A 19264-nucleotide genomic window follows, 5' to 3' on the forward strand; every position below is an offset into this window, starting at 1 on the left:
TTGCGCCGATAACCCACATCGCGCCCACATCGAGCCCACATCGAGCCCGCATCACGCCCACTGCGCCCTGCCCGGCAGCCAATGGGCGCGGCCGGTACAATGGCGGGTTTTGCATCGACGCAGTTTTCATCCGGATTCCCATGAGCAAACCCGCCCTGACTCTCAAGTTCAAGTGCAAGAAGTGCGCAAAACCCGTCACACTGTATCTGCAGAAGACCTCGGCGTGCTCGCACATCACCCCGTACCAGGGCTTCTGCAAGTGCGGCGAGATGATGCGCCACGCCACCGGCGACAAGGATGCCGTGGAGTCCTTCGTGCATTCGATGGATAACAGCTGGATGCATCACCACCATCACCATCACTAAGATGACCGAAGGCTGGCGGCCGGGCGTCAAGGACCCGATGCGATTCCTGGGCGGCTATCCGCCCAATGTGCTCGACCAGGTGCGCGCCGCGATGGCTGCCGGCACGCTGGGCGACCACATCGCGCGCCGCTACCCCGCGCGTCACACGATCCAGACCGACCGCGCGCTCGACGACTACACCGCCGAAATCAAGCAGGAATACCTGCGCAGCGCCCCGCCGCTGCACAAGGTGGGGTATGACGCGCGGCTGGACACCGCGCAGCACGCACTGGGCCTGCATACGGCCATCTCGCGCGTGCAGGGCGGCAAGCTGAAGGCGAAGAAGGAAATCCGCGTGGCGTCGCTATTCAAGGAAGCGCCGCCCGAATTCCTGCGCATGATCGTGGTGCACGAACTGGCGCACCTGAAGGAATCAGACCACAACAAGGCGTTCTACCGGCTCTGCGAGCATATGGAACCGCAGTATCACCAGCTGGAGTTCGATACGCGGCTGTTCCTGGCGTGGCGGGAAACGGAAAAGGCGGACAGCCGCGAAGCCGCCCGCCCCTGACTACTTTGTAGTCGTTTCTTCAATATTCAAACGGTCAGTCGCAGCTGTAGCGGAACTTGTCGTTCAACGCGAGCGGCAGCACCAGCGTCCGCAGGTTCAGCGCCTGCGCCTTGGCGCACAGCTTCTGCCGCGTGGCGGCATCCTTCCACTTCGACTGATATTCGACGTTGAACACGGGCTTGCCCTGCACCGTAAAGGCCGAATAGCCGCTGCACTCGTTGTACTGGAAGCACTGCTCGTTCACCGCGAAATCGAACGACGGCGCCAGGTCGCTCAACTGGGCGACGGCATTCTTCAGCCCGATGGCCAGGCCCCGGGCATGCGCCTGGTCGGCCAGGAAGCGGTTGTAGTCGAGCTGCGTGGCAGCCGTAAGCGGCAGACCCGGGTTGTTGGTATAGCCGTCGACGTTGTCCGCATCGATGCCATCGCAACCCTTCGACTTCGCCAGGTCCATGCGGGCCTGCATGATGGCGCGCACGTTGGCCGAGCGTGTGTCGAGCCAACGCTCTCCGGCCCAGCCGTCCAACGCATTGCCCATATCCGCCGGCTTGAACTTCGAGAAATCGGGGCGCCAATCCTCGCTGCTGCCCGCCGAGAAATAGCACACCACCCGCTTGCCCTGCGCCTTCAGCGCATTGATGGTGGCTTGCGGCGTATCGAACAGATCGATGTCGTAGACCGCGACGTTGTAGCTGGTGTTGATCGTGCCTTGCAGCTGAAGCTGCCATGTGTCGGTGACCGACGGCATCCACCGCGTGGGGCTGGCGGTAACGCTACTGCTGACGGCCTGCGTCGAAAGCGTGGATGCCTCGGAAACGCGCACCACCGATCCACCACTATCGTCACCGCCACCGCCGCAAGCGGCCAACGTGGCGACGAGACTTGCCAGGGCCAGTCGCACCGGACGACGGCCTGCCAGTTTGCTTTGCATGTTTGACCTCTCCTGTTGTACCCAACAAAGAACTACCAGCTATGTATTGCCCTTTTTGGAAAGGGTCGATTTGGCGTGACGCCGATTATGCGCGAGACAAGCGCTGATGCCATAGCTTCGAGGTTGACCGCCCCATCCATCGCACCAGACGCCGCAACCCTGGAGGGGACTTGTCTGCTTTAGCGTTATCGGATGAGGGTGGGCAAACTGAAGGGATGCTCGGGTCGAGCAGCGGTTGGAGCCGCAGTGGTAGGGTTGACTAGATGGCTTGCTTTGAGAAAATTCTGATAACCAATCAGAATGAGGCAACTATCAATGCCGACCACCGGATCGCCCCCAAATTCGCCCCTGGAACTGCCACACTTCGTAGTAGGCAAAGCCTATAGCCGGCGTGAAGAGATCACTGGACGGTTCGGAGGCAGTTGGCAAAGCGGCATCGCGCCATCCGACCAGTCGCCCGCGATATTCCTTTTTACTGGAACCAGTGGCGAGAAATACGGCTATCGCGACGGATTCACCAACGACGGTTATTTCCGATATTCCGGTGAGGGTCAAGTTGGCCCCATGACGCTGAGCGGCGGCAACCGTGCGATTACCACCCATACCTCGAAGGGCAAGGCTCTCCACTTATTTGAGTACACCGGGAAAGGCAAGCCATATATCTATCTGGGCGAATTTGTCTATGCTTCCCACGCCGTTGAGCGGGGCCCTGATCGAAAAGGTGAATTACGCGACGTAATCGTTTTTTGCCTCGTTCCCGTGGATTTGCCGATGCGTTTTGAGCGAGAAGAAGACCTAGAAGATGACGGTCGCGCCTTTGAAAATTCTGACTCTGAACCCCAAGACCTCGCGGCCCTACGCGCAAAGGCACTGAGCGCCTGCACAGTACCGACAGGCAGCATTGCCCCGAAGGAGGCCATAAGAGCGATTTACCATCGCAGCGCCCAGGTGAAGCGTTACGTTTTGGCTCGAGCGGCGGGACATTGCGAGCTATGCAACGCACCTGCGCCGTTCAAGAAGAAGGACGGGAGTCCATACCTCGAGCCACACCACATCAATCGCGTCTCAGACGGCGGTCCGGACCATCCGTTACACGTCGGGGGCATTTGCCCTACTTGCCATCGGAATATCCACTTTGGATTGGATGGCCACGCGGAAAACGAGAAGCTTCGGAAGATCGTAGCTGCGCGAGAAGCGTAAAACGAAAAAAAGCCACGCTCTCGCGTGGCTTTTTCACATGAATCTGGTGCCGGCTGCAGGACTCGAACCCGCCACCTGATGATTACAAATCAACTGCTCTACCTGATGAGCTAAGCCGGCATGTTTGGTGCAGACCGCGATTCTACTTCATGCGGTGTGTCTTGGCGATGGCTTATTTGACCACCTTCAGGGAAGGCTTCTTGCCGCCGATGCGCGGTACGGGCGGCGGGTTCGGGTCGTCGTCCGAGCCCTCTGCGCCCTCTTCCGCCGTGACCGGTGCTGGCGTGTCGGCGTCTACCGGGGCCAGTTTCGGGGGCGGGCTGTTTTCACGCTCCGTGGCGGCCTGGGTTTCGGGGACGCTGCGTTCCACCGGGAATGCCATGCCCTGGCCGTTTTCGCGTGCGTAGATCGCCAGCACGTTTTCCACGGGCACGTCGATCTTGCGCGAGACGCCACCAAAGCGTGCACTGAAGGTAATCCACTCGTTGCCCATGTCCAGGCCGCTGGTCGCATCGAAGCTCACGTTCAGCACGATTTCGTTGTTTTTCACGAACTCGCGCGGCACGTTGGTATTGCCGTCGACAAAGACTGCGACATACGGCGTGAAGCCGTTATCGGTACACCATTCGTAAATGGCGCGGATCAGGTAGGGCTTGGTGGAAGTTTCTGGCATTACGCTTGTGCGGTGGCGTCGGGTCCGTCTTAGCGACGCATGACCTTTTCAGACGGGGTCAGTGCCTCGATGTAGGCCGGGCGGCTGAAGATGCGTTCCGCGTACTTCAGCAGCGGCGCGGCGTTCTTCGACAGTTCGATGCCGTAATGATCCAGGCGCCACAGCAGCGGGGCGATGGCCACATCCAGCATCGAGAACTCTTCGCCCAGCATGTACTTGTTCTTGACGAAGATCGGCGCGAGTTGCGTCAGGCGGTCGCGGATGGCGGCGCGGGCACGCTCGTGGTTCTTCTCGGCAGCCTTGCCCTTTTCGTTCTCCAGCACGTAGACGTGGGTGAACAGTTCCTTTTCGAAGTTGAACAGGAACAGGCGGGCGCGGGCGCGCTGCACCGGATCGGCCGGCATCAGCTGCGGGTGCGGGAAGCGCTCGTCGATGTATTCGTTGATGATGTTCGATTCGTACAGGATCAGGTCGCGTTCGACGAGGATCGGCACCTGGCCGTACGGGTTCATCACCGAAATGTCTTCCGGCTTGTTGAACAGGTCAACGTCGCGAATCTCGAAGTCCATGCCCTTTTCGAACAGGACAAGGCGGCAACGTTGGGAAAACGGGCAAGTGGTACCCGAATACAACACCATCATGGTTGAATTCCTTGGGTGTGAAGTGCGCCAAATCTATGGAAATTTGACGAACTTGGCGGTGCTAGGTCTGGACAGGGCAAACATTCTGTCAGAACGGCCCATTGAAAAGCAAATTAGTTACAAATAGCCAGCCGGGCCGATGAGCGTCCTTTGGGGCACTTTCTCCCCGGAGAGCGCAAAATAAAAGGGCCGGCGCGGTGCTGCACTGCTGCAACTTCCGCGCCGGCCCTTTGGGCGGCGAGTCCTGCGTTGTTACATATTCGGTTACAACTACGGGGCCCCGCGCGGCCACGGCCTTACTTCACGTCCTTCCAGAACGCGGCGTTCAGGCGCCATGCGAACACGGTGAACACGCCCAGGAACAGCAGCACCCAGACGCCCAGGCGCTTGCGGTGGCTCTGAGCCGGCTCGGCCATCCAGTTCAGGTAGTTCACCAGATCGGCCACGGCCTGGTCGTACTCCTGCGTGCTCATCTTGCCCGGCGTGATCTGCTCCCAGCCGGCCAGCTTGTGCACCTTTTCACCGTGCTCTTCCGCTTCGACGTACTTCGGCGCGCGCTGGCCCTGCAGTTCCCACAGCACGTGGGGCATGCCCACGCTCGGGAAGACCAGGTTGTTCCAGCCCGTGGCGCGCGCGTCGTCGCGGTAGAAGGTACGCAGGTAGGTGTAGAGCCAGTCGTTGCCGCGGGCGCGGGCGATAACCGACAGGTCCGGCGGAATGGCACCAAAGAAGGCCTTGGCATCCTTCGGCGGCATGGCGATCGTCATCGTTTCGCCAACCTTGTCGGCCGAGAACAGCAGGTTCTGACGGATCTGGTCGTCCGTCAGGTCCAGGTCCTTGAGCCGGTTGTAGCGCATCATCGACGCGCCGTGGCAGTTCAGGCAGTAGTTGACGAACAGCTTGGCGCCACGCTGCAGCGACGAGACGTCGCTAGTGTCCAGCGGAGCCGGTTCCAGCGGATAACCGCCTTCTGAGGCCATCGCGGGCAGCGCGGCAAGGCATGCGCCGACCAGTGCGAAGATCGAAAGCAACTTTTTCATCTTGTGTCCTTGTCCTCTTGTAGGGTCGCGCAGCGTCTTAGTGCGGATGGAACGTGACGCGCTCCGGCACCGGCTTGAACGTGCCGGCACGGCTCCACAGCGGCATGGTCAGGAAGAAGGCAAAGTACAGCAGCGTACCGAGCTGCGACACCTTCTCACCCACCGGCGACGGCGGTTGCACGCCCAGATAACCCAGGACCAGGAACACCACCACGAAGACGACCAGGATCGACTTGTGGAAAGCGGGACGATAGCGGATGGACTTGACCGGCGAGCAGTCCAGCCACGGCATGAAGAACAGCACGATGACCGAGCCGCCCATCACCAGCACGCCCCAGAACTTGGCGTCGATGAACTTGAAGCCTGCGGCCAGGATGACCAGGATGACCACCGAACCGATCTTGATACGCACATCCTTGCTGCGCAGGAACACCATGCCCAGCACGAACGCAAAGAACAGCCACAGGATCGGCAGGAAGTTCGACGTCGTAGCCCGCAGCATCGAGTAGAACGGCGTGAAGTACCACACCGGCGCGATGTGCGGCGGCGTCTTCAGCGGGTCAGCCGGGAAGAAGTTGTTGGCTTCCAGGAAATAGCCGCCCACTTCCGGGAAGAAGAAGATCACGGCCGAGAAGAGGATCAGGAAGCCGGCCACGCCCAGCAGGTCGTGCACGGAGTAGTACGGGTGGAACGGGATGCCGTCCAGCGGCACGCCGTTCGCGTCCTTCTTCGCCTTGATTTCCACGCCGTCCGGGTTGTTCGAACCCACTTCGTGCAGCGCGATGATGTGCGCCACCACCAGGCCCAGCAGCACCAGCGGCACCGCAATGACGTGGAACGAGAAGAAGCGGTTCAGCGTGGCATCGCTCACCACATAGTCACCGCGGATGAACAGCGACAGGTCCTGGCCGATCACGGGAATTGCCGAGAACAGGTTCACGATCACCTGCGCGCCCCAGTACGACATCTGGCCCCAGGGCAGCAGGTAGCCCATGAACGCTTCGGCCATCAGGCACAGGAAGATCAGGCAGCCGAAGATCCAGACCAGTTCGCGCGGCTTGCGGTACGAGCCGTACAGCAGCCCGCGGAACATGTGCAGGTACACCACGACAAAGAATGCCGAGGCGCCGGTGGAATGCATGTAGCGCACCAGCCAGCCCCACGGTACCTCGCGCATGATGAATTCCACGCTGGCGAACGCCACGGGAATGCCGGCGGCATTCAGCGTGCCGTCCGGCTTGTAGTTCATCACCAGGAAGATACCGGTGACGATCTGGATCACCAGCACCAGCAGCGCCAGCGATCCGAAGAAGTACCAGAAGTTGAAGTTCTTCGGTGCGTAGTACTTGGAGAGGTGGTCTTCCCAGAGCTGGGTCGCAGGGAAACGGGCGTCGATCCAGCCCAGCAGCCCGGTAGTCTTGACTTCTTTTTCGGCCGCCATGATCACGCTTCTCCTTTCTCGTCCTTGCCGATCACGATCTTGGTGTCGGACAGGAACTGGTACGGGGGTACGTCAAGATTCTGCGGTGCAGGCTTGTTCTTGAACACGCGGCCTGCAAGATCGAAGGTGGAACCGTGGCACGGGCACAGGAAGCCAGGGTCTGCGCCAAGCTGCGGGTTGGAACCCGAGGCGAACGGACCGGAGGGAGAGCAGCCAAGATGCGAGCAGATGCCGACCACGACCAGCAGGTCCTTGTGTTCGGCGCGCGAGCGGGTCTCGTTCTTGCAATAGTCCGGCGTCTTCATCGTGAAGGGAACGTCGGAATCGGGATCCGCTACCTCTGCATCGGTCTTCTTGAGCGAGGCAAGCATTTCAGGGGTACGGCGCAGAATCCAGACCGGTTTGCCCCGCCATTCAACCGTCATCATCTCGCCGGGTTTCAGGCCGCCAACGTCGGCTTCAACAGGCGCGCCGGCGGCCTTGGCCTTTTCCGACGGTGCAAAGGTGCTGACAAACGGTACTGCTACTGCAACGCCTCCTACGCCGCCCGCGACGGATGTCGCGATCAACCAATTGCGGCGACCTTTGTCTACGTTCTTCACGTCTTGCTGGTCACTCATTCCAAACCCCAGGGGATGTCATCAATTGAATCCTGCGTCAACAAAAAATTATACCTGAGGCACATCTGGCGACGATAGGCGAACTACTGATAGCCGTGGCGCCGATAATCGGTCATGGGAACGGATGTGGGATCGCTGCGGAAAGCGTTCTGATGCGGCATCCAGACTTGCACTCGAGGTTGCGATGATGCAGGCTTTGTCAAACACAAACGTTAATCTGGAACAACAAATTGGAGAAAAACCGATGGGAATGATGAGCGAGTTCCGAACTTTTGCGATGCGTGGCAACGTGATCGACCTGGCCGTGGGTGTGATCATCGGCGCTGCGTTCGGGAAGATCGTCGATTCTGTCGTCAACGACCTGATCATGCCGCTGGTGGGCCGCGTGGTGGGCAAACTCGATTTTTCCAACATGTTTGTCGTGCTGGCCGAGCCGCCCCCGGGCGTGCCGCACACGCTCGATGCCTTGAAGAAGGCCGGCGTGCCCGTGTTCGCCTACGGCAATTTCCTGACCATCGTGGTCAACTTTGTCATCCTCGCATTCATCATCTTCATGATGGTCCGCGCGTTCAACAACATGCGGGAGAAGGAGCAGGAAGCCCCGAAGCCGGCCGAAACACCCGAGGACATCAAGCTCCTGCGCGAAATCCGCGACAGCCTGAAGGCCCCGGGCGCCTGATGGTGCCTGACCTGGATTGCTGACGTTTCCGGACCCGGGCGCTCAGACCGGGTTCGGAATATCGATGAAGGTATGGCGCAGGTCGAAGCGCTGCGCCAGATGTTCGCCCACGGCCCGGATGCCATAGCGCTCTGTTGCGTGATGCCCGGCCGCGATATAGGCCACACCGCTCTCGCGCGCCAGATGCGTAGTGGGCTCGGACACTTCCCCACTCAGGTAAACATCCACGCCGGCCGCCACGGCGGCCGCGAAATACCCCTGCGCGCCGCCCGTGCACCAGCCCACGCTTCGAATCATCTGATCCGGATCTCCAATGGTCAGCGGCTCGCGATCGAGCACGCCGCCTACGTGCGCGGCGAACGCATGCAGCGGCATCGGCTGCGGCAGCGTGCCTGTCCAGCCAAGTTGATCGTCGCTGAAACGGCCGTTGGGTGCGACGCCCAGCTGCAGGCCCAGTTGCGCGTTATTGCCCAATTCTGCGTGATTGTCCAATGGCAGGTGAAAGGCCATCAGGTTGATATCGGCCGCAAGAAGCTTCTTCAATCTTGCGTGTTTTTGACCGATGACCCGTGCATCTTCGTTCTTCCAGAAGTAACCGTGATGCACCAGGATTGCATCGGCGCCGGCCTCGATGGCTGCGTCGATCAGCGCGAGGCTAGCTGTTACGCCAGTGACGATATGGGTGACTTCGGGTCGACCTTGCACTTGGAGCCCGTTCGGGCAATAGTCCTTGAAGCGGGAAACTTCCAGCAGGTCGTTCAAGTACAATTCCAGCTCTTTGGTTTTCATTTTCTGGTCAAAACTCCGATATGTTGCGCCGATTCTGGCTGTTCTTTGCTCAGGCCGTCACGGTCGTGCTGGCCGTGTGGTTCGTGGTAGCCACGCTCAAACCCGAGTGGCTGCAGCGTGGGCGGGTGGCCGTGCAGTCGGGGTCGCCCATCGTGGCACTGAAGGAAGTGGTGCCAAGCGTGGCCGGCTCTGCGGCACAGGGTTCCTATAGCGATGCCGCCAAGGAAGCCATGCCCGCCGTGGTCAACATCTTCACCAGCAAGAACGGCACGAAGCGGTCACCCAATCCGCAGGCGGAGGATCCGTGGTTCCGGTTCTTCTTCGGCGATCGGCTGCCGGAACGCCAGGAGCCGGTGTCCAGCCTGGGTTCGGGCGTGATTGTCAGCGCCGAGGGTTACATTCTAACCAACCACCATGTGGTGGATGGCGCCGATGAAATCGAGGTGGCGCTGACCGATGGCCGCAAGGCCAACGCCAAGGTCGTCGGCTCCGACCCCGAGACCGATCTGGCCGTGCTGAAGATCACGCTCAAGGATCTGCCTGCGATCACGCTGGGCCGCATCGAGAACGTGAAGGTCGGCGACGTGGTGCTGGCCATCGGCAATCCGTTTGGCGTGGGCCAGACCGTGACGATGGGTATCGTTTCCGCGCTGGGCCGCAGCCACCTGGGTATCAATACCTTCGAGAACTTCATCCAGACCGACGCAGCCATCAACCCGGGCAACTCGGGCGGCGCGCTGGTGGACGCGCAGGGCAACCTGCTGGGCATCAACACCGCCATCTATTCGCGCTCGGGCGGTTCGCTCGGTATCGGCTTCGCCATCCCGGTGTCGACCGCCAAGCAGGTGATGGAATCCATCATCTCGACTGGCAGTGTGACGCGCGGCTGGATCGGCGTGGAGCCCCAGGACCTGACCCCCGAGATCGCTGAATCGTTTGGCCTGGACGCGAAGGAAGGCGCGCTGATCGCGGCCGTTGTCCAGGGCGGCCCTGCCGACAAGGCCGGCGTGAAGCCTGGCGACGTACTGGTATCGGTCGACAACCAGGTGATTTCCGATACGACTGCGCTACTCAATGCCATCGCGCAGCTCAAGCCCGGCGCCGAAGTCAAGATGAAGGTCATTCGCCGCGGCAAGCCGGCCGAACTCGCCGTGATGATCGGCAAGCGCCCGCCTCCGCCGCGCCGCGCCATGCCGCTGGATGAGGAAGAGTGATGGTTTGCAGGCGGCTTCGCAGCCGCCCTTCGGCTGGCTGACGGTCAGCCGGGCCAAAGCGTTACAGCTTCATTGCAAAAGCCTCCGCCAGTGATGGCTGGGGCTTTTTTGTATTCTGGCAGGTGCCTGCCGGTAATCGATACGACCTGCAATATGGGCTGCGAACCGATGATGCGACCACGGTCGCGGCAATCGATCTCGCCTCGCACCAGCTGTGCACCATCTGGCAGGAGGCCTGTGACAAGGGCGCAGGACAGGAACGCAACACGAGACCGAATTGCGCGGGGATCTTCCCTCCCGCCCAATGCTGTACAAATGCCATCGGGAACGATCGGCCGGGTCTGACGCCGAGCGCGTCGCTTGTGATGCGGGGCGTCCCGCGTCACAAAACAAAACGCCGGCATCCTTGCGGATGCCGGCGTTTTGATCAAGCCGAATCTGAAGCGGGCTTACACCCGCGTCAAATTAGAACTTGTGGCGAACACCAACCACAGCGCCGAACTGGTTGTACGAACCGTTGGTCGTACCGAAGCCCGAGCCACCTGCGCCCGAGCTCGCCGAAGCTACGCCCAGGGTCGAGCCGTCCTTGTTCTTCGTGTAGGCGACGTTGAAGTATGCGTCGGTACGCTTCGAGAAAGCGTAGTCCGTCGACACCACGAACGACCACGGATCAGCCTTGGTGTTGCGGAAGTCTTGGTAGTAAGCGGCGCCCGTCAGCGACAGAGCCGGGGTCAGCTGGTAACCCATGCCCAGCCAGTACAGGTTCGACACGTTTACGCCCGGCTGAGCGGCCGTTTGGCCAGCCAGCACTGCACCCGGCAGAACTGCGCCTTGCAGAGCGTGTGCGTAACGGTAGCCAGCGAACACCTTGGCCGGACCGAAAGCGTACGAACCGGCAACCGAAGCGCGCTGGATCTTGGCGCTGCCCAGGGTGGTCGTGTACGGGTTCTGTCCTTGGTTGGTTTCGTCGAAGACCGCGCCGATCGAGAACGGACCGCCGTTATAGATCAGGCTGGCGCTGTACTCACGGCCGGTCTTGTACGAACCCGGGACTTCACCCGAGAAACCGCCGTACTGGTTAGCCGTTTGCGTACCAGCAACCGTGTTGGCGCCGGTGCTGTACAGCAGCGAGCCGGTCAGGCCACCGAACGTGCCGGTGTACTTGATCGAGTTGTCGGCGCGGCTTTGGAACTCAACACCTTGGTTGGTGATCGAGTAGTTCGTCGAGATGGCCATCGGGTCGAAGGCCAGACCGAAGTCATAGAACGGCGTTTGGTGGCGACCCAGGGTCAGCGTGCCGAACTGGCTTTGCACACCAACGAAGGCTTGACGGCCGAACAGACGGCCGTTTTGGCCCGAGTTGCCGGTGTCAACGCTGAAACCGCTTTCCAGGACGAACACGCCCTTCAGGCCGCCGCCCAGGTCTTCCACGCCACGCAGGCCCCAACGGCTGCCCGACATGTTGCCCGAGTTCAGACGGACCACATCATGGCTACCAGTCTGACCGGCGACGTTCGGCGCGTGGTTCTGGTACTCAACGCCAGCGTCAACCACACCGTACAGGGTCACGCTCGACTGGGCATAGGCACCGCCGGCGGCCAGAGCGGCAACGGCAGCTGCAAACAGTTTCATCTTCATATCGACACTTTCCTTGTCAACTGATTGGGAAATCTTGGTTGCCCAAGTGCTTGGGCGACGCATTAACCTTCACGTCTGCGTCGTATTATGTGTCACCCCCCCAGCGCGTCAGAAGTCTTTTTCGCCGTAAACACGGTTTACCGACGCTTCTTGTTGTGACGAAGCAACAGCAAACAACGTGAAATTCACCATTTTGGTGCGAAACGCAGCATTCAGACCGTGGGGATACAGCCCGTTAACAACTGCTCAGGAACTTAGTCAGCCTGCGTTTCGCCTTCGGCGGGGGTGCCAAGCGGCTGCCTGGTCACAAAACGGGCCATCAGCAAGCCCAGTTCGTACAACATGACCAGCGGCACGGCCAGCAACAGTTGCGACATCACATCAGGTGGCGTGACAACGGCGGCGATGATGAATGCGCCAACAATCACGTACGGGCGGATCTGCTTGAGCTTTTCCAGCTCCACCACGCCGAATTTCACCAGCACGATCACCACCACCGGCACCTCGAACGTGATGCCGAATGCCAGGAACGTGGTCATTGCAAAGCTCAGGTACTTGTCGATGTCGGTCGACATCTCGGCCCCGAGTGGCGCGTTGTAGTGCGCCATGAAATGGAACACCGTCGGGAACACCAGGAAGTACGCGAATGCCACGCCGCACAGGAACAGCAGATAGCTGCTGCTCACCAGTGGCATGATCAGTTTCTTCTCATGCTGGTACAGGCCCGGCGCGACAAAGCGCCAGATCTGGTAGAGCACCCACGGCAGCGCGATCAGGAACGACACCAGCATCGTGACCTTCATCGGCACGAAGAACGAGCCGGTGACATCGGTCACGATCATGCGGCCGTTCTTGGGCAGCGACTGCGTCAGCGGCTTGGAGAACAGGTTGAAGATCTCCGCCGCCCAGTAAACCAGGCCGAGAAAGACGATGATGACCCCGGCCACCGCCTTCACCAGCCGCTCGCGCAGCTCGATCAGGTGGGAAATGAAAGTCTCTTGCTGGGACTCGCCGTTGGGATCGTTAGGATCGTTGGGGTCTTGGGTGCCCGCCATGCTTACTCGAAGAAGGAACGGTTACGGCCGCTGGCCGGGCGATGGCGCTTCACGCGGGCTGCGCCCGACTGCACCCAGACGCGCACGTTCTGCTGACGCTTGAACCAGACCGGCCGGGCGCCTTGCTTGACGCGCCAGCTTTTGCGGCCGTTGTGCGATTTGTGCGCGCTGTCCCAGCTGGGCACGTACCCGGCGCTGATGCCACTGGCATCGGAGCCGGATGTACCGGAAGCCTCCACACCGCCCAGCGCCTCGTTCAGCGCCTGGGTGTGTTCGTTGACTTCCTTGTGGATGGTCTGCTCGACGTCGCGCGCGGCGTTCTCGAATTCCGTGCGCATCTTGCGCAGTTCCTCGAGCTCCACCTCGCGGCTGACTTCGGCCTTCACGTCATTGATATAGCGCTGCGCGCGGCCGACCAGTGCGCCGACCGTGCGCGCCACCTTCGGCAGACGCTCGGGGCCGATCACGATCAGCGCCACGGCGCCAATCAGTGCCAGCTTGGAAATGCCGAGATCGATCATGCGAAAACCGGAACTGAGACACAGGACAGGCGGGCCGCGCCGTGCGCGGCCGCCGGGAGGATGACTGACAAGGAAAGATCAGCCGGCGGATTATTCCTGGCGCTGCTTTTCCTTGGCTTCCACGTCGATCGTGGTGGTGTCGCGCAGTTCCTTGGCCGCGGCCGGCTTGGCGCCAGGTTCCTCCGCGTTACCGTCCTTCATGCCGTCCTTGAAGCCCTTTACCGCACCACCCAGGTCCTGGCCGATGTTGCGCAGCTTCTTGGTACCGAAGACGAGCATGACGATCACCAGCACGATCAGCCAGTGCCAAATGCTAAACGAACCCATTTCTTGCTCCTGATAAAGCCGCGGGCGTCGGAATTTGATCGCCCGGCCCCGTAGTTCCGTCCTTCAAAGGCTGCGCCGGGGCGACGGTACCCGACGCAACATCTGGCCAGGACATCACTGTCCCAGCCCCTTTCTCATGCCCTGGCTGTCCTGGATTGCCGTTCAGAACGCCGGTGACTTCCACTGGTCGCGCGGGCCGCCAAGTACGTGCAGATGGAGATGGGACACCTCCTGTCCGCCGTCCGTGCCGGTGTTGATCACCGTACGGAAGCCGTTGTCGCAGCCGGCCAGGCGTGCCAGTTCGGGCACCTTGAGCATTATTCTAGCAAGCACACCCGCATCGCCGGGTCCGCATTCAGCCAGCGAATCCACATGCGATTTCGGAATTACCAGAAAGTGTACCGGCGCTTTGGGATGGATATCGTGAAACGCCAGCAGATCGTCGTCCTCATACACCTTGCTGGACGGGATCTGGCCGGCCACGATCTTGCAGAAAATGCAATTGTCCTGGGATTTCATGAAGTTCTTGTTGCAGCCTGTCAGCACATTGCAGGAAATCGTGCCGCCCTGCTGCCACTTTTCTCTTGATCTTGCCGGTCCGGCCTCAGAACGCCTCGCCCGGGTACATCGGCTTGCGGTCGTTCAGGTACAGCCAGCCCTTGACGATACGATACAGTATCCACAGTGACAAAACGCAGAAAACGGCGATTGCCACCGGGAACAGCAACACTGTCACGAACATGAAGCCGCCCACCACGTACCAGACGATCGACCACCAGAACGTGCGGATCTGCCAGGCGAAGTGCGAGGCATAGACCGTACCGCGAGTATCGTCGCGCTTCACGTAGTTCACGATGATCGCGATCAGCGCCGTAATTCCGCCAGTAAACCAGTGGATCGCATAGAGCGCGTAAAGGATGTGCGTCAGCTTGCGCAATCCGTCGAGCTTGTCCGCATCAGCGGTTGTGGTCACCTGCGTGGTGTAGTCCGTCGCCATCGTGCCCTCCAGCGTTACAGCGCGTATGCCGTGCCCGGAACATTTCCGGGCGGCCATAGGCTCAATGCTACTCCTTGCGACTGGCTTTCTCGACCAGCCCCGACAGCCCCTCGCGGCGCGCCAGTTCGTTGACCACGTCAGCCGGCGTGGCCCCGATGTGCGAGAGCAGCACCATCGTGTGGAACCACAGGTCGGCCACTTCGTAGATCACCTTGCCGACGGCTTCGTCGCCCAGGCCGGCCGCACGGGCGTCCTTGGCGGCCATCACGGTCTCGGTGGCTTCCTCGCCGATCTTCTTCAGGATGGCGTCATCGCCCTTCCTGAACAGCTTGGCCACATAGGATTTGTCGGGATCGCCGCCGTTTTCGGGCTTGCGCGATTCCAGCGTGGCGGCCACGCGGGCCAATATGTCTGCCGAGCCAGCCAGGCCGGTCGTCTGGTTGTCCTGGCTCATGGCTTGCCGGCGTAGATCGTGGACGGGTCCTTGAGCACCGGCTCAACGGTATGCCAGTCGCCCGACTCGACATCGCCTTCGAATTTCTGGAAGAAGCACGAGTGCCGGCCGGTATGGCAGGCGATGCTGTCGACCTGGGTAACCTTCAGCAGCACCACGTCCTCGTCGCAGTCCAGGCGGATTTCATGCACCTTCTGCACGTGGCCCGACTCTTCGCCCTTGTGCCACAGGCGCTTGCGCGAGCGCGACCAGAACACGGCCTCGCCCAGCTCTACCGTACGCTGCAGCGCCTCGCGGTTCATGAACGCGAACATCAGCACGTCGTTGGAGCCCGTCTCCTGGACGATCACCGGCACCAGGCCGTTGTCGTCCCACTTCACCTTGTTCAACCACTTCTTTGCCATGATCAGATCCGGACGGGGATGCCCTCGCGGGCCATGAATGCCTTTGCTTCGCCAACGGTGTGCTGGCCATAGTGGAAGATGCTGGCAGCCAGCACGGCGTCGGCGTGGCCGAGCTTGATGCCGTCGGCCAGATCCTGCAGGCCGCCCACGCCACCTGACGCAATAACGGGTACCGGTACTGCGTCGCTGACCGCGCGCGTCAGTTCCAGGTCGAATCCGCTCTTCGTGCCGTCACGGTCCATACTGGTCAGCAGGATCTCGCCCGCGCCGCGGCGCGCCATCTCGCACGCCCATTCCACGGCGTCCAGGCCGGTGGCCTTGCGGCCGCCATGGGTGAAGACTTCCCAGCGGGCCGGCTCGCCCGGGGCCGAGCTGCGCTTGGCATCGATGGCGACCACGATGCACTGCGAGCCATATTTGCCGGTGGCGTCCGAAACCAGTTGCGGATTGGCGATGGCGGACGAATTCACGCTGATCTTGTCCGCACCGGCATTGAGCAGCCGGCGCACGTCTTCCACGGCACGCACGCCGCCGCCAACCGTCAGCGGAATGAACACCTGCGAAGCCACGGCCTCGATGATGTGGAGGATCAGGTCGCGCCCATCGCTGGTCGCGGTGATGTCGAGAAATGTGATTTCATCGGCACCTTGCTCGTCGTAGCGGCGAGCGATTTCCACAGGGTCTCCCGCATCGCGCAGTTCGACGAAGTTGACACCCTTGACCACCCGCCCGTTGGTGACGTCCAGGCAGGGGATGATACGTTTGGCTAGCATGTGATTCCTTGCCTGCCGCCCCCTTGCCCGGGAGCGGCTGGTTGTGGCGGCCTGCCTGGCGGCGTTACTCGGCGCCCAGCTTGTCTGCGTGCGCCTGGGCGTCAGAGAAGACCAGGTCGCCCGAATAGATCGCGCGGCCGCAGATCACGCCTTCCACGCCTTCCCGTTCCACGGCGCAGAGCTGGTCGATGTCGGCCATGTTCGACAGGCCGCCGCTGGCGATCACCGGGATCGACATCGACTGGGCCAGCTTGACCGTGGCGTCGATGTTGATGCCCTGCAGCATGCCGTCGCGGCCAATGTCGGTGTAGATGATGGCTTCCACGCCGTAGTCTTCGTACTTGCGTGCCAGATCCGCCACTTCGTGGCCGGTCAGCTTGCTCCAGCCATCGGTGGCCACCTTGCCGTCCTTGGCATCGAGCCCGACGATGATGTGGCCGCCGAACGCCGAGCAGGCGTCCTTCAGGAACCCGGGGTTCTTCACGGCAGCGGTGCCGATGATCACGTATGACAGGCCGTCGTCGAGCCAGCGCTCGATGGTGTTAAGGTCGCGGATACCGCCGCCGAGCTGCACGGGGATTTCGTCGCCCACTTCGGCGATGATGGCCTTGATGGCCGCCTCATTGCGGGGCTTGCCAACGAAAGCGCCGTTCAGGTCGACCAGATGCAGGCGACGCGCGCCCTGGTTCACCCAGTGGCGTGCCATGGCGGCGGGATCTTCGGAAAAGACGGTAGCCTGGTCCATATCGCCTTGTTTGAGGCGTACACACTGACCGTCCTTCAGGTCGATGGCCGGAATGAGCAACATAGCGTAACGAGCGTGGTGGTTGTGTAAAAAGGAAAAGGGCAGCGATGCCAGCGCGGCTGCGCGGGCGCTCAGGTCATGTCAGTTTTGCAGTGGATGCAGTCTGGGTCGGTGGCTCTGAACGACAGGTATCGCTGTTGATCTTGTGGCGCTTCTGGTAACAGGTGCTTCTGACGCTTTACGGATTCCAGTGCACGAAATTCCGGTATAGCTGCAAACCCATCGCGGCGCTCTTCTCCGGGTGGAACTGCGTGGCGAAAATATTATCGCGTGCCACCGCACTGGTAAACACGACGCCATACTCAGTCTCGCCGGCGATATGCGCGGGCTCCTGCGCCTGCACATAATAACTATGTACGAAGTAGAACCAGCTGTCGTCCGGGATGCCTTGCCACATCGGATGGGGCAGCGCCTGACGCACGCGGTTCCAGCCCATCTGCGGCACCTTGAAGCGCGAGCCATCGGGCTGCGTCATCCCTTCCAGTTCAAAGCGGATCACCTCGCCCGGCATCAGGCCCAGCGCCGGCGTGCTGTCCGCACCCGACCTGACTTCACTGCTGCGTTCGAACAGCATCTGTTCGCCAACGCACACCCCCAGCATCGGCTTCGACGCCGCGGCTTCCAGCACGGCCTGCTGCAGGCCCGATTCCCCCAGGGCGCCCATGCAGTCGGGCATCGCACCCTGCCCCGGCAGCACCACGCGGTCGGCCGCGCGGATCGCTTCGGGGCGGTCCACAACCTGCACGTCCGCTTCCGGTGCCGCGGCACGCAGAGCCTGCGCCACCGAGCGCAGGTTGCCCATGCCGTAATCCACAATTGCTATGGTAGTCATGATTTCAAAACAGGCAACAATGTCTTCAGCCCGTCCACAATGAATTCAACGGCCAGCGCCGACAGGATCAAGCCCATCAGGCGCGTGCCGATATTGATCCCGGTCCTGCCAACCACCCGTGCGATGGGATCCGCCGCACGGAACGTGCCATACACCACCAGGCCCAGCACCACGCCGATACCCACCAGGATCAGCAGCTCGTACCAGTGGTGCGTCTTGCCCGCATACACGATCACGGTACTGATCGACCCCGGCCCGGTCAGCAGCGGCAGCGCCAGGGGCACCACCGCGATACTGGTCTTGGCCTCGGCCTCGTCCTCTTCCTCGGGCGTGGCCTTGGTGCGGCCGGTCTGGGCGTTCAGCATGTTCATGGCCATCATGATCATGATCAGCCCGCCGCCCACCTGCAACGACGCCACCGAGATATTGAAGAACTCAATGATCTGCTGGCCCAGCAACGCCGACAATCCCACCACGATCGCCACGGCAATCGACGCCGTCTTGATCGTTTTCAGCTTTTCCGCCTCTGTCTGCTGGCTGGTCAGGCTGATGAAGAACGGGATCGCCCCGATCGGATTGATCAGCGCCAGCAGCGAGATGAAAGACTTGAGCGTATCCATCGGATGCGGGTGTGTCGAAGGTTGTCAGCGTCGCCGCAACCAGCCGGCACGCCTGCTTTTATGGGGGCGCAGGTCAGTGGTTCAGGTCAGTAGACAGTATGGGTCAGAGCGTACCCTTGGTCGATGGAATCTGGTTGGCCGCACGCGGGTCCAGCTCCACCGCCATGCGCAACGCACGGCCAAAGGCCTTGAACACCGTCTCGCACTGGTGGTGGGCATTGATGCCGCGCAGGTTGTCGATATGGAGCGTCACCCCGGCGTGGTTGACGAAGCCGCGGAAGAACTCGATCGTCAGGTCGACATCGAAGCTGCCCACCCGGGCGCGCGTGAACGGCACATGGAATTCCAGGCCCGGACGGCCCGAGAAGTCGATCACCACGCGCGACAGGCATTCGTCCAGCGGCACGTAGCTGTGGCCGTAGCGGGTGATGCCCTTCTTGTCGCCGATGGCGCGCGCCACGGCCTGGCCCAGCGTAATGCCGACGTCCTCCACCGTATGGTGGTCGTCGATATGGGTGTCGCCCGTGGCCTCGACCTCCAGGTCGAACATGCCATGCCGGGCAATCTGGTCCAGCATGTGGTCGAGGAACGGCACGCCGGAAGCCAGCTTCTGGCGGCCGGTGCCATCAAGGTTCAGCGAAACGCGGATCTGCGTTTCCGAGGTATTGCGGGTGACCTCTGCAACACGCATGGTG

General features: G+C 61.4%; 25 protein-coding genes and 1 tRNA gene. 5 read left to right on the forward strand and 21 right to left on the reverse strand.

All coding sequences use genetic code 11. From position 1 onward, the window contains the following. The first annotated feature begins 140 nt into the window (after positions 1 to 140). Both ACOABP_RS07220 and ACOABP_RS07225 read left to right on the forward strand, forming a co-directional pair. Complete coding sequence (locus ACOABP_RS07220) at positions 141 to 365, forward strand: hypothetical protein (RefSeq protein WP_066731071.1); 225 nt, start codon at positions 141 to 143, stop codon at positions 363 to 365. A 37-nt stretch (positions 366 to 402) separates the two neighbouring features. Continuing rightward, positions 403 to 915: a M48 metallopeptidase family protein gene (locus ACOABP_RS07225; RefSeq protein ID WP_474227787.1), complete on the forward strand. Its 513-nt coding sequence runs from the start codon at positions 403 to 405 to the stop codon at positions 913 to 915. A gap of 34 nt (positions 916 to 949) precedes the next feature. Here ACOABP_RS07225 and ACOABP_RS07230 read toward each other — a convergent pair whose 3' ends face one another. Then, positions 950 to 1846, reverse strand: a complete 897-nt coding sequence (locus tag ACOABP_RS07230) for an endo alpha-1,4 polygalactosaminidase (RefSeq protein WP_474227567.1) — start codon at positions 1844 to 1846, stop codon at positions 950 to 952. A gap of 315 nt (positions 1847 to 2161) precedes the next feature. On the opposite strand from ACOABP_RS07230, the gene ACOABP_RS07235 reads away from it, so the two are divergent. Further along, entirely contained in the window at positions 2162 to 3046 is an 885-nt protein-coding gene (locus ACOABP_RS07235; RefSeq protein ID WP_474227568.1) for an HNH endonuclease, read from the forward strand. Between the two features lie 44 nt (positions 3047 to 3090). Here the strand turns inward: ACOABP_RS07235 and ACOABP_RS07240 are convergent. From ACOABP_RS07240 to petA, 6 genes are all read right to left on the reverse strand, one after another. Continuing rightward, positions 3091 to 3166: transfer RNA gene (locus tag ACOABP_RS07240), tRNA-Thr, on the reverse strand. A 52-nt stretch (positions 3167 to 3218) separates the two neighbouring features. After that, positions 3219 to 3719: a ClpXP protease specificity-enhancing factor gene (locus ACOABP_RS07245; protein ID WP_474227569.1), complete on the reverse strand. Its 501-nt coding sequence runs from the start codon at positions 3717 to 3719 to the stop codon at positions 3219 to 3221. A 29-nt stretch (positions 3720 to 3748) separates the two neighbouring features. Continuing rightward, a complete protein-coding gene (locus ACOABP_RS07250; protein WP_008643086.1) occupies positions 3749 to 4360 on the reverse strand; it encodes a glutathione S-transferase N-terminal domain-containing protein in 612 nt (203 codons plus the stop codon). 296 nt (positions 4361 to 4656) lie between these two features. Next, complete coding sequence (locus ACOABP_RS07255; RefSeq protein ID WP_066731124.1) at positions 4657 to 5400, reverse strand: cytochrome c1; 744 nt, start codon at positions 5398 to 5400, stop codon at positions 4657 to 4659. Between the two features lie 37 nt (positions 5401 to 5437). Next, the gene (locus ACOABP_RS07260) at positions 5438 to 6841 is read right to left on the reverse strand and encodes a cytochrome b (RefSeq protein ID WP_474227570.1); all 1404 of its coding nucleotides are present in this window, start codon (positions 6839 to 6841) and stop codon (positions 5438 to 5440) included. Between the two features lie 2 nt (positions 6842 to 6843). Next, positions 6844 to 7461: a ubiquinol-cytochrome c reductase iron-sulfur subunit gene (petA, locus tag ACOABP_RS07265; protein WP_066731128.1), complete on the reverse strand. Its 618-nt coding sequence runs from the start codon at positions 7459 to 7461 to the stop codon at positions 6844 to 6846. A 244-nt stretch (positions 7462 to 7705) separates the two neighbouring features. On the opposite strand from petA, the gene mscL reads away from it, so the two are divergent. Next, positions 7706 to 8140 (forward strand): large conductance mechanosensitive channel protein MscL, encoded by a 435-nt coding sequence (gene mscL / locus ACOABP_RS07270; protein ID WP_066731130.1) that lies wholly within the window; start codon positions 7706 to 7708, stop codon positions 8138 to 8140. Between the two features lie 42 nt (positions 8141 to 8182). Here the strand turns inward: mscL and ACOABP_RS07275 are convergent, their stop codons facing one another. Continuing rightward, the gene (locus ACOABP_RS07275; protein ID WP_066731133.1) at positions 8183 to 8929 is read right to left on the reverse strand and encodes a Nif3-like dinuclear metal center hexameric protein; all 747 of its coding nucleotides are present in this window, start codon (positions 8927 to 8929) and stop codon (positions 8183 to 8185) included. Between the two features lie 20 nt (positions 8930 to 8949). Between ACOABP_RS07275 and ACOABP_RS07280 the strand changes: the two genes are divergently transcribed. Next, a complete protein-coding gene (locus tag ACOABP_RS07280; protein WP_066731135.1) occupies positions 8950 to 10143 on the forward strand; it encodes a Do family serine endopeptidase in 1194 nt (397 codons plus the stop codon). Between the two features lie 465 nt (positions 10144 to 10608). Here the strand turns inward: ACOABP_RS07280 and ACOABP_RS07285 are convergent, their stop codons facing one another. From ACOABP_RS07285 to hisB, 13 genes are all read right to left on the reverse strand, one after another. Further along, on the reverse strand, positions 10609 to 11781 hold the full coding sequence (locus ACOABP_RS07285) for a porin (protein ID WP_474227571.1): 1173 nt from the start codon (positions 11779 to 11781) through the stop codon (positions 10609 to 10611). Positions 11782 to 12035: 254 nt separating this feature from the next. Beyond that, the gene (tatC, locus tag ACOABP_RS07290; protein ID WP_066731137.1) at positions 12036 to 12836 is read right to left on the reverse strand and encodes a twin-arginine translocase subunit TatC; all 801 of its coding nucleotides are present in this window, start codon (positions 12834 to 12836) and stop codon (positions 12036 to 12038) included. 2 nt (positions 12837 to 12838) lie between these two features. Then, on the reverse strand, positions 12839 to 13357 hold the full coding sequence (gene tatB, locus ACOABP_RS07295) for a Sec-independent protein translocase protein TatB (protein WP_474227572.1): 519 nt from the start codon (positions 13355 to 13357) through the stop codon (positions 12839 to 12841). A 90-nt stretch (positions 13358 to 13447) separates the two neighbouring features. After that, a complete protein-coding gene (gene tatA / locus ACOABP_RS07300; protein WP_066731139.1) occupies positions 13448 to 13684 on the reverse strand; it encodes a Sec-independent protein translocase subunit TatA in 237 nt (78 codons plus the stop codon). A gap of 162 nt (positions 13685 to 13846) precedes the next feature. Next, positions 13847 to 14203 carry a histidine triad nucleotide-binding protein gene (locus tag ACOABP_RS07305; RefSeq protein WP_474227574.1) on the reverse strand — a complete coding sequence of 119 codons (357 nt, stop codon included), beginning with the start codon at positions 14201 to 14203 and terminating at the stop codon, positions 13847 to 13849. Between the two features lie 85 nt (positions 14204 to 14288). Beyond that, a complete protein-coding gene (locus ACOABP_RS07310; protein WP_066731145.1) occupies positions 14289 to 14681 on the reverse strand; it encodes a DUF4870 family protein in 393 nt (130 codons plus the stop codon). A 67-nt stretch (positions 14682 to 14748) separates the two neighbouring features. Next, positions 14749 to 15135: a phosphoribosyl-ATP diphosphatase gene (locus ACOABP_RS07315; RefSeq protein ID WP_474227575.1), complete on the reverse strand. Its 387-nt coding sequence runs from the start codon at positions 15133 to 15135 to the stop codon at positions 14749 to 14751. Further along, the gene (gene hisI, locus ACOABP_RS07320; protein ID WP_066731150.1) at positions 15132 to 15539 is read right to left on the reverse strand and encodes a phosphoribosyl-AMP cyclohydrolase; all 408 of its coding nucleotides are present in this window, start codon (positions 15537 to 15539) and stop codon (positions 15132 to 15134) included. Before hisI ends, ACOABP_RS07315 begins: the two co-directional genes overlap by 4 nt. Before the next feature lie 2 nt (positions 15540 to 15541). Then, positions 15542 to 16312, reverse strand: a complete 771-nt coding sequence (gene hisF, locus ACOABP_RS07325) for an imidazole glycerol phosphate synthase subunit HisF (protein WP_474227576.1) — start codon at positions 16310 to 16312, stop codon at positions 15542 to 15544. A 64-nt stretch (positions 16313 to 16376) separates the two neighbouring features. After that, entirely contained in the window at positions 16377 to 17120 is a 744-nt protein-coding gene (gene hisA / locus ACOABP_RS07330; RefSeq protein ID WP_474227577.1) for a 1-(5-phosphoribosyl)-5-[(5-phosphoribosylamino)methylideneamino]imidazole-4-carboxamide isomerase, read from the reverse strand. 175 nt (positions 17121 to 17295) lie between these two features. Further along, the gene (gene hisH / locus ACOABP_RS07335) at positions 17296 to 17949 is read right to left on the reverse strand and encodes an imidazole glycerol phosphate synthase subunit HisH (protein ID WP_066731158.1); all 654 of its coding nucleotides are present in this window, start codon (positions 17947 to 17949) and stop codon (positions 17296 to 17298) included. After that, positions 17946 to 18569, reverse strand: coding sequence for a YchE family NAAT transporter (locus ACOABP_RS07340; RefSeq protein WP_066731160.1), 624 nt, complete (start codon positions 18567 to 18569; stop codon positions 17946 to 17948). The genes hisH and ACOABP_RS07340 overlap by 4 nt, the downstream gene beginning before the upstream one ends. Positions 18570 to 18672: 103 nt before the next feature. Beyond that, positions 18673 to 19260 (reverse strand): imidazoleglycerol-phosphate dehydratase HisB, encoded by a 588-nt coding sequence (gene hisB, locus ACOABP_RS07345; RefSeq protein ID WP_066731163.1) that lies wholly within the window; start codon positions 19258 to 19260, stop codon positions 18673 to 18675. Positions 19261 to 19264 lie beyond the last annotated feature (4 nt).

It is taken from the genome of Cupriavidus sp. HE11 (genome assembly GCF_056097175.1).

Coding starts and splice junctions, on each gene's coding strand:
- ACOABP_RS07255 (WP_066731124.1), bottom strand. CDS start 5,400: ATGAAAAAGTTGCTTTCGATCTTCGCACTGGTCGGCGCATGCCTTGCC.
- hisI (WP_066731150.1), bottom strand. CDS start 15,539: ATGGCAAAGAAGTGGTTGAACAAGGTGAAGTGGGACGACAACGGCCTG.
- tatC (WP_066731137.1), bottom strand. CDS start 12,836: ATGGCGGGCACCCAAGACCCCAACGATCCTAACGATCCCAACGGCGAG.
- hisH (WP_066731158.1), bottom strand. CDS start 17,949: ATGACTACCATAGCAATTGTGGATTACGGCATGGGCAACCTGCGCTCG.
- petA (WP_066731128.1), bottom strand. CDS start 7,461: ATGAGTGACCAGCAAGACGTGAAGAACGTAGACAAAGGTCGCCGCAAT.
- hisF (WP_474227576.1), bottom strand. CDS start 16,312: ATGCTAGCCAAACGTATCATCCCCTGCCTGGACGTCACCAACGGGCGG.
- mscL (WP_066731130.1), top strand. CDS start 7,706: ATGGGAATGATGAGCGAGTTCCGAACTTTTGCGATGCGTGGCAACGTG.
- hisA (WP_474227577.1), bottom strand. CDS start 17,120: ATGTTGCTCATTCCGGCCATCGACCTGAAGGACGGTCAGTGTGTACGC.
- ACOABP_RS07260 (WP_474227570.1), bottom strand. CDS start 6,841: ATGGCGGCCGAAAAAGAAGTCAAGACTACCGGGCTGCTGGGCTGGATC.
- ACOABP_RS07230 (WP_474227567.1), bottom strand. CDS start 1,846: ATGCAAAGCAAACTGGCAGGCCGTCGTCCGGTGCGACTGGCCCTGGCA.
- ACOABP_RS07250 (WP_008643086.1), bottom strand. CDS start 4,360: ATGATGGTGTTGTATTCGGGTACCACTTGCCCGTTTTCCCAACGTTGC.
- ACOABP_RS07220 (WP_066731071.1), top strand. CDS start 141: ATGAGCAAACCCGCCCTGACTCTCAAGTTCAAGTGCAAGAAGTGCGCA.
- hisB (WP_066731163.1), bottom strand. CDS start 19,260: ATGCGTGTTGCAGAGGTCACCCGCAATACCTCGGAAACGCAGATCCGC.
- ACOABP_RS07305 (WP_474227574.1), bottom strand. CDS start 14,203: ATGAAATCCCAGGACAATTGCATTTTCTGCAAGATCGTGGCCGGCCAG.
- ACOABP_RS07235 (WP_474227568.1), top strand. CDS start 2,162: ATGCCGACCACCGGATCGCCCCCAAATTCGCCCCTGGAACTGCCACAC.
- tatB (WP_474227572.1), bottom strand. CDS start 13,357: ATGATCGATCTCGGCATTTCCAAGCTGGCACTGATTGGCGCCGTGGCG.
- ACOABP_RS07315 (WP_474227575.1), bottom strand. CDS start 15,135: ATGAGCCAGGACAACCAGACGACCGGCCTGGCTGGCTCGGCAGACATA.
- ACOABP_RS07280 (WP_066731135.1), top strand. CDS start 8,950: ATGTTGCGCCGATTCTGGCTGTTCTTTGCTCAGGCCGTCACGGTCGTG.
- ACOABP_RS07310 (WP_066731145.1), bottom strand. CDS start 14,681: ATGGCGACGGACTACACCACGCAGGTGACCACAACCGCTGATGCGGAC.
- ACOABP_RS07275 (WP_066731133.1), bottom strand. CDS start 8,929: ATGAAAACCAAAGAGCTGGAATTGTACTTGAACGACCTGCTGGAAGTT.
- ACOABP_RS07340 (WP_066731160.1), bottom strand. CDS start 18,569: ATGGATACGCTCAAGTCTTTCATCTCGCTGCTGGCGCTGATCAATCCG.
- ACOABP_RS07225 (WP_474227787.1), top strand. CDS start 403: ATGCGATTCCTGGGCGGCTATCCGCCCAATGTGCTCGACCAGGTGCGC.
- tatA (WP_066731139.1), bottom strand. CDS start 13,684: ATGGGTTCGTTTAGCATTTGGCACTGGCTGATCGTGCTGGTGATCGTC.
- ACOABP_RS07285 (WP_474227571.1), bottom strand. CDS start 11,781: ATGAAGATGAAACTGTTTGCAGCTGCCGTTGCCGCTCTGGCCGCCGGC.
- ACOABP_RS07245 (WP_474227569.1), bottom strand. CDS start 3,719: ATGCCAGAAACTTCCACCAAGCCCTACCTGATCCGCGCCATTTACGAA.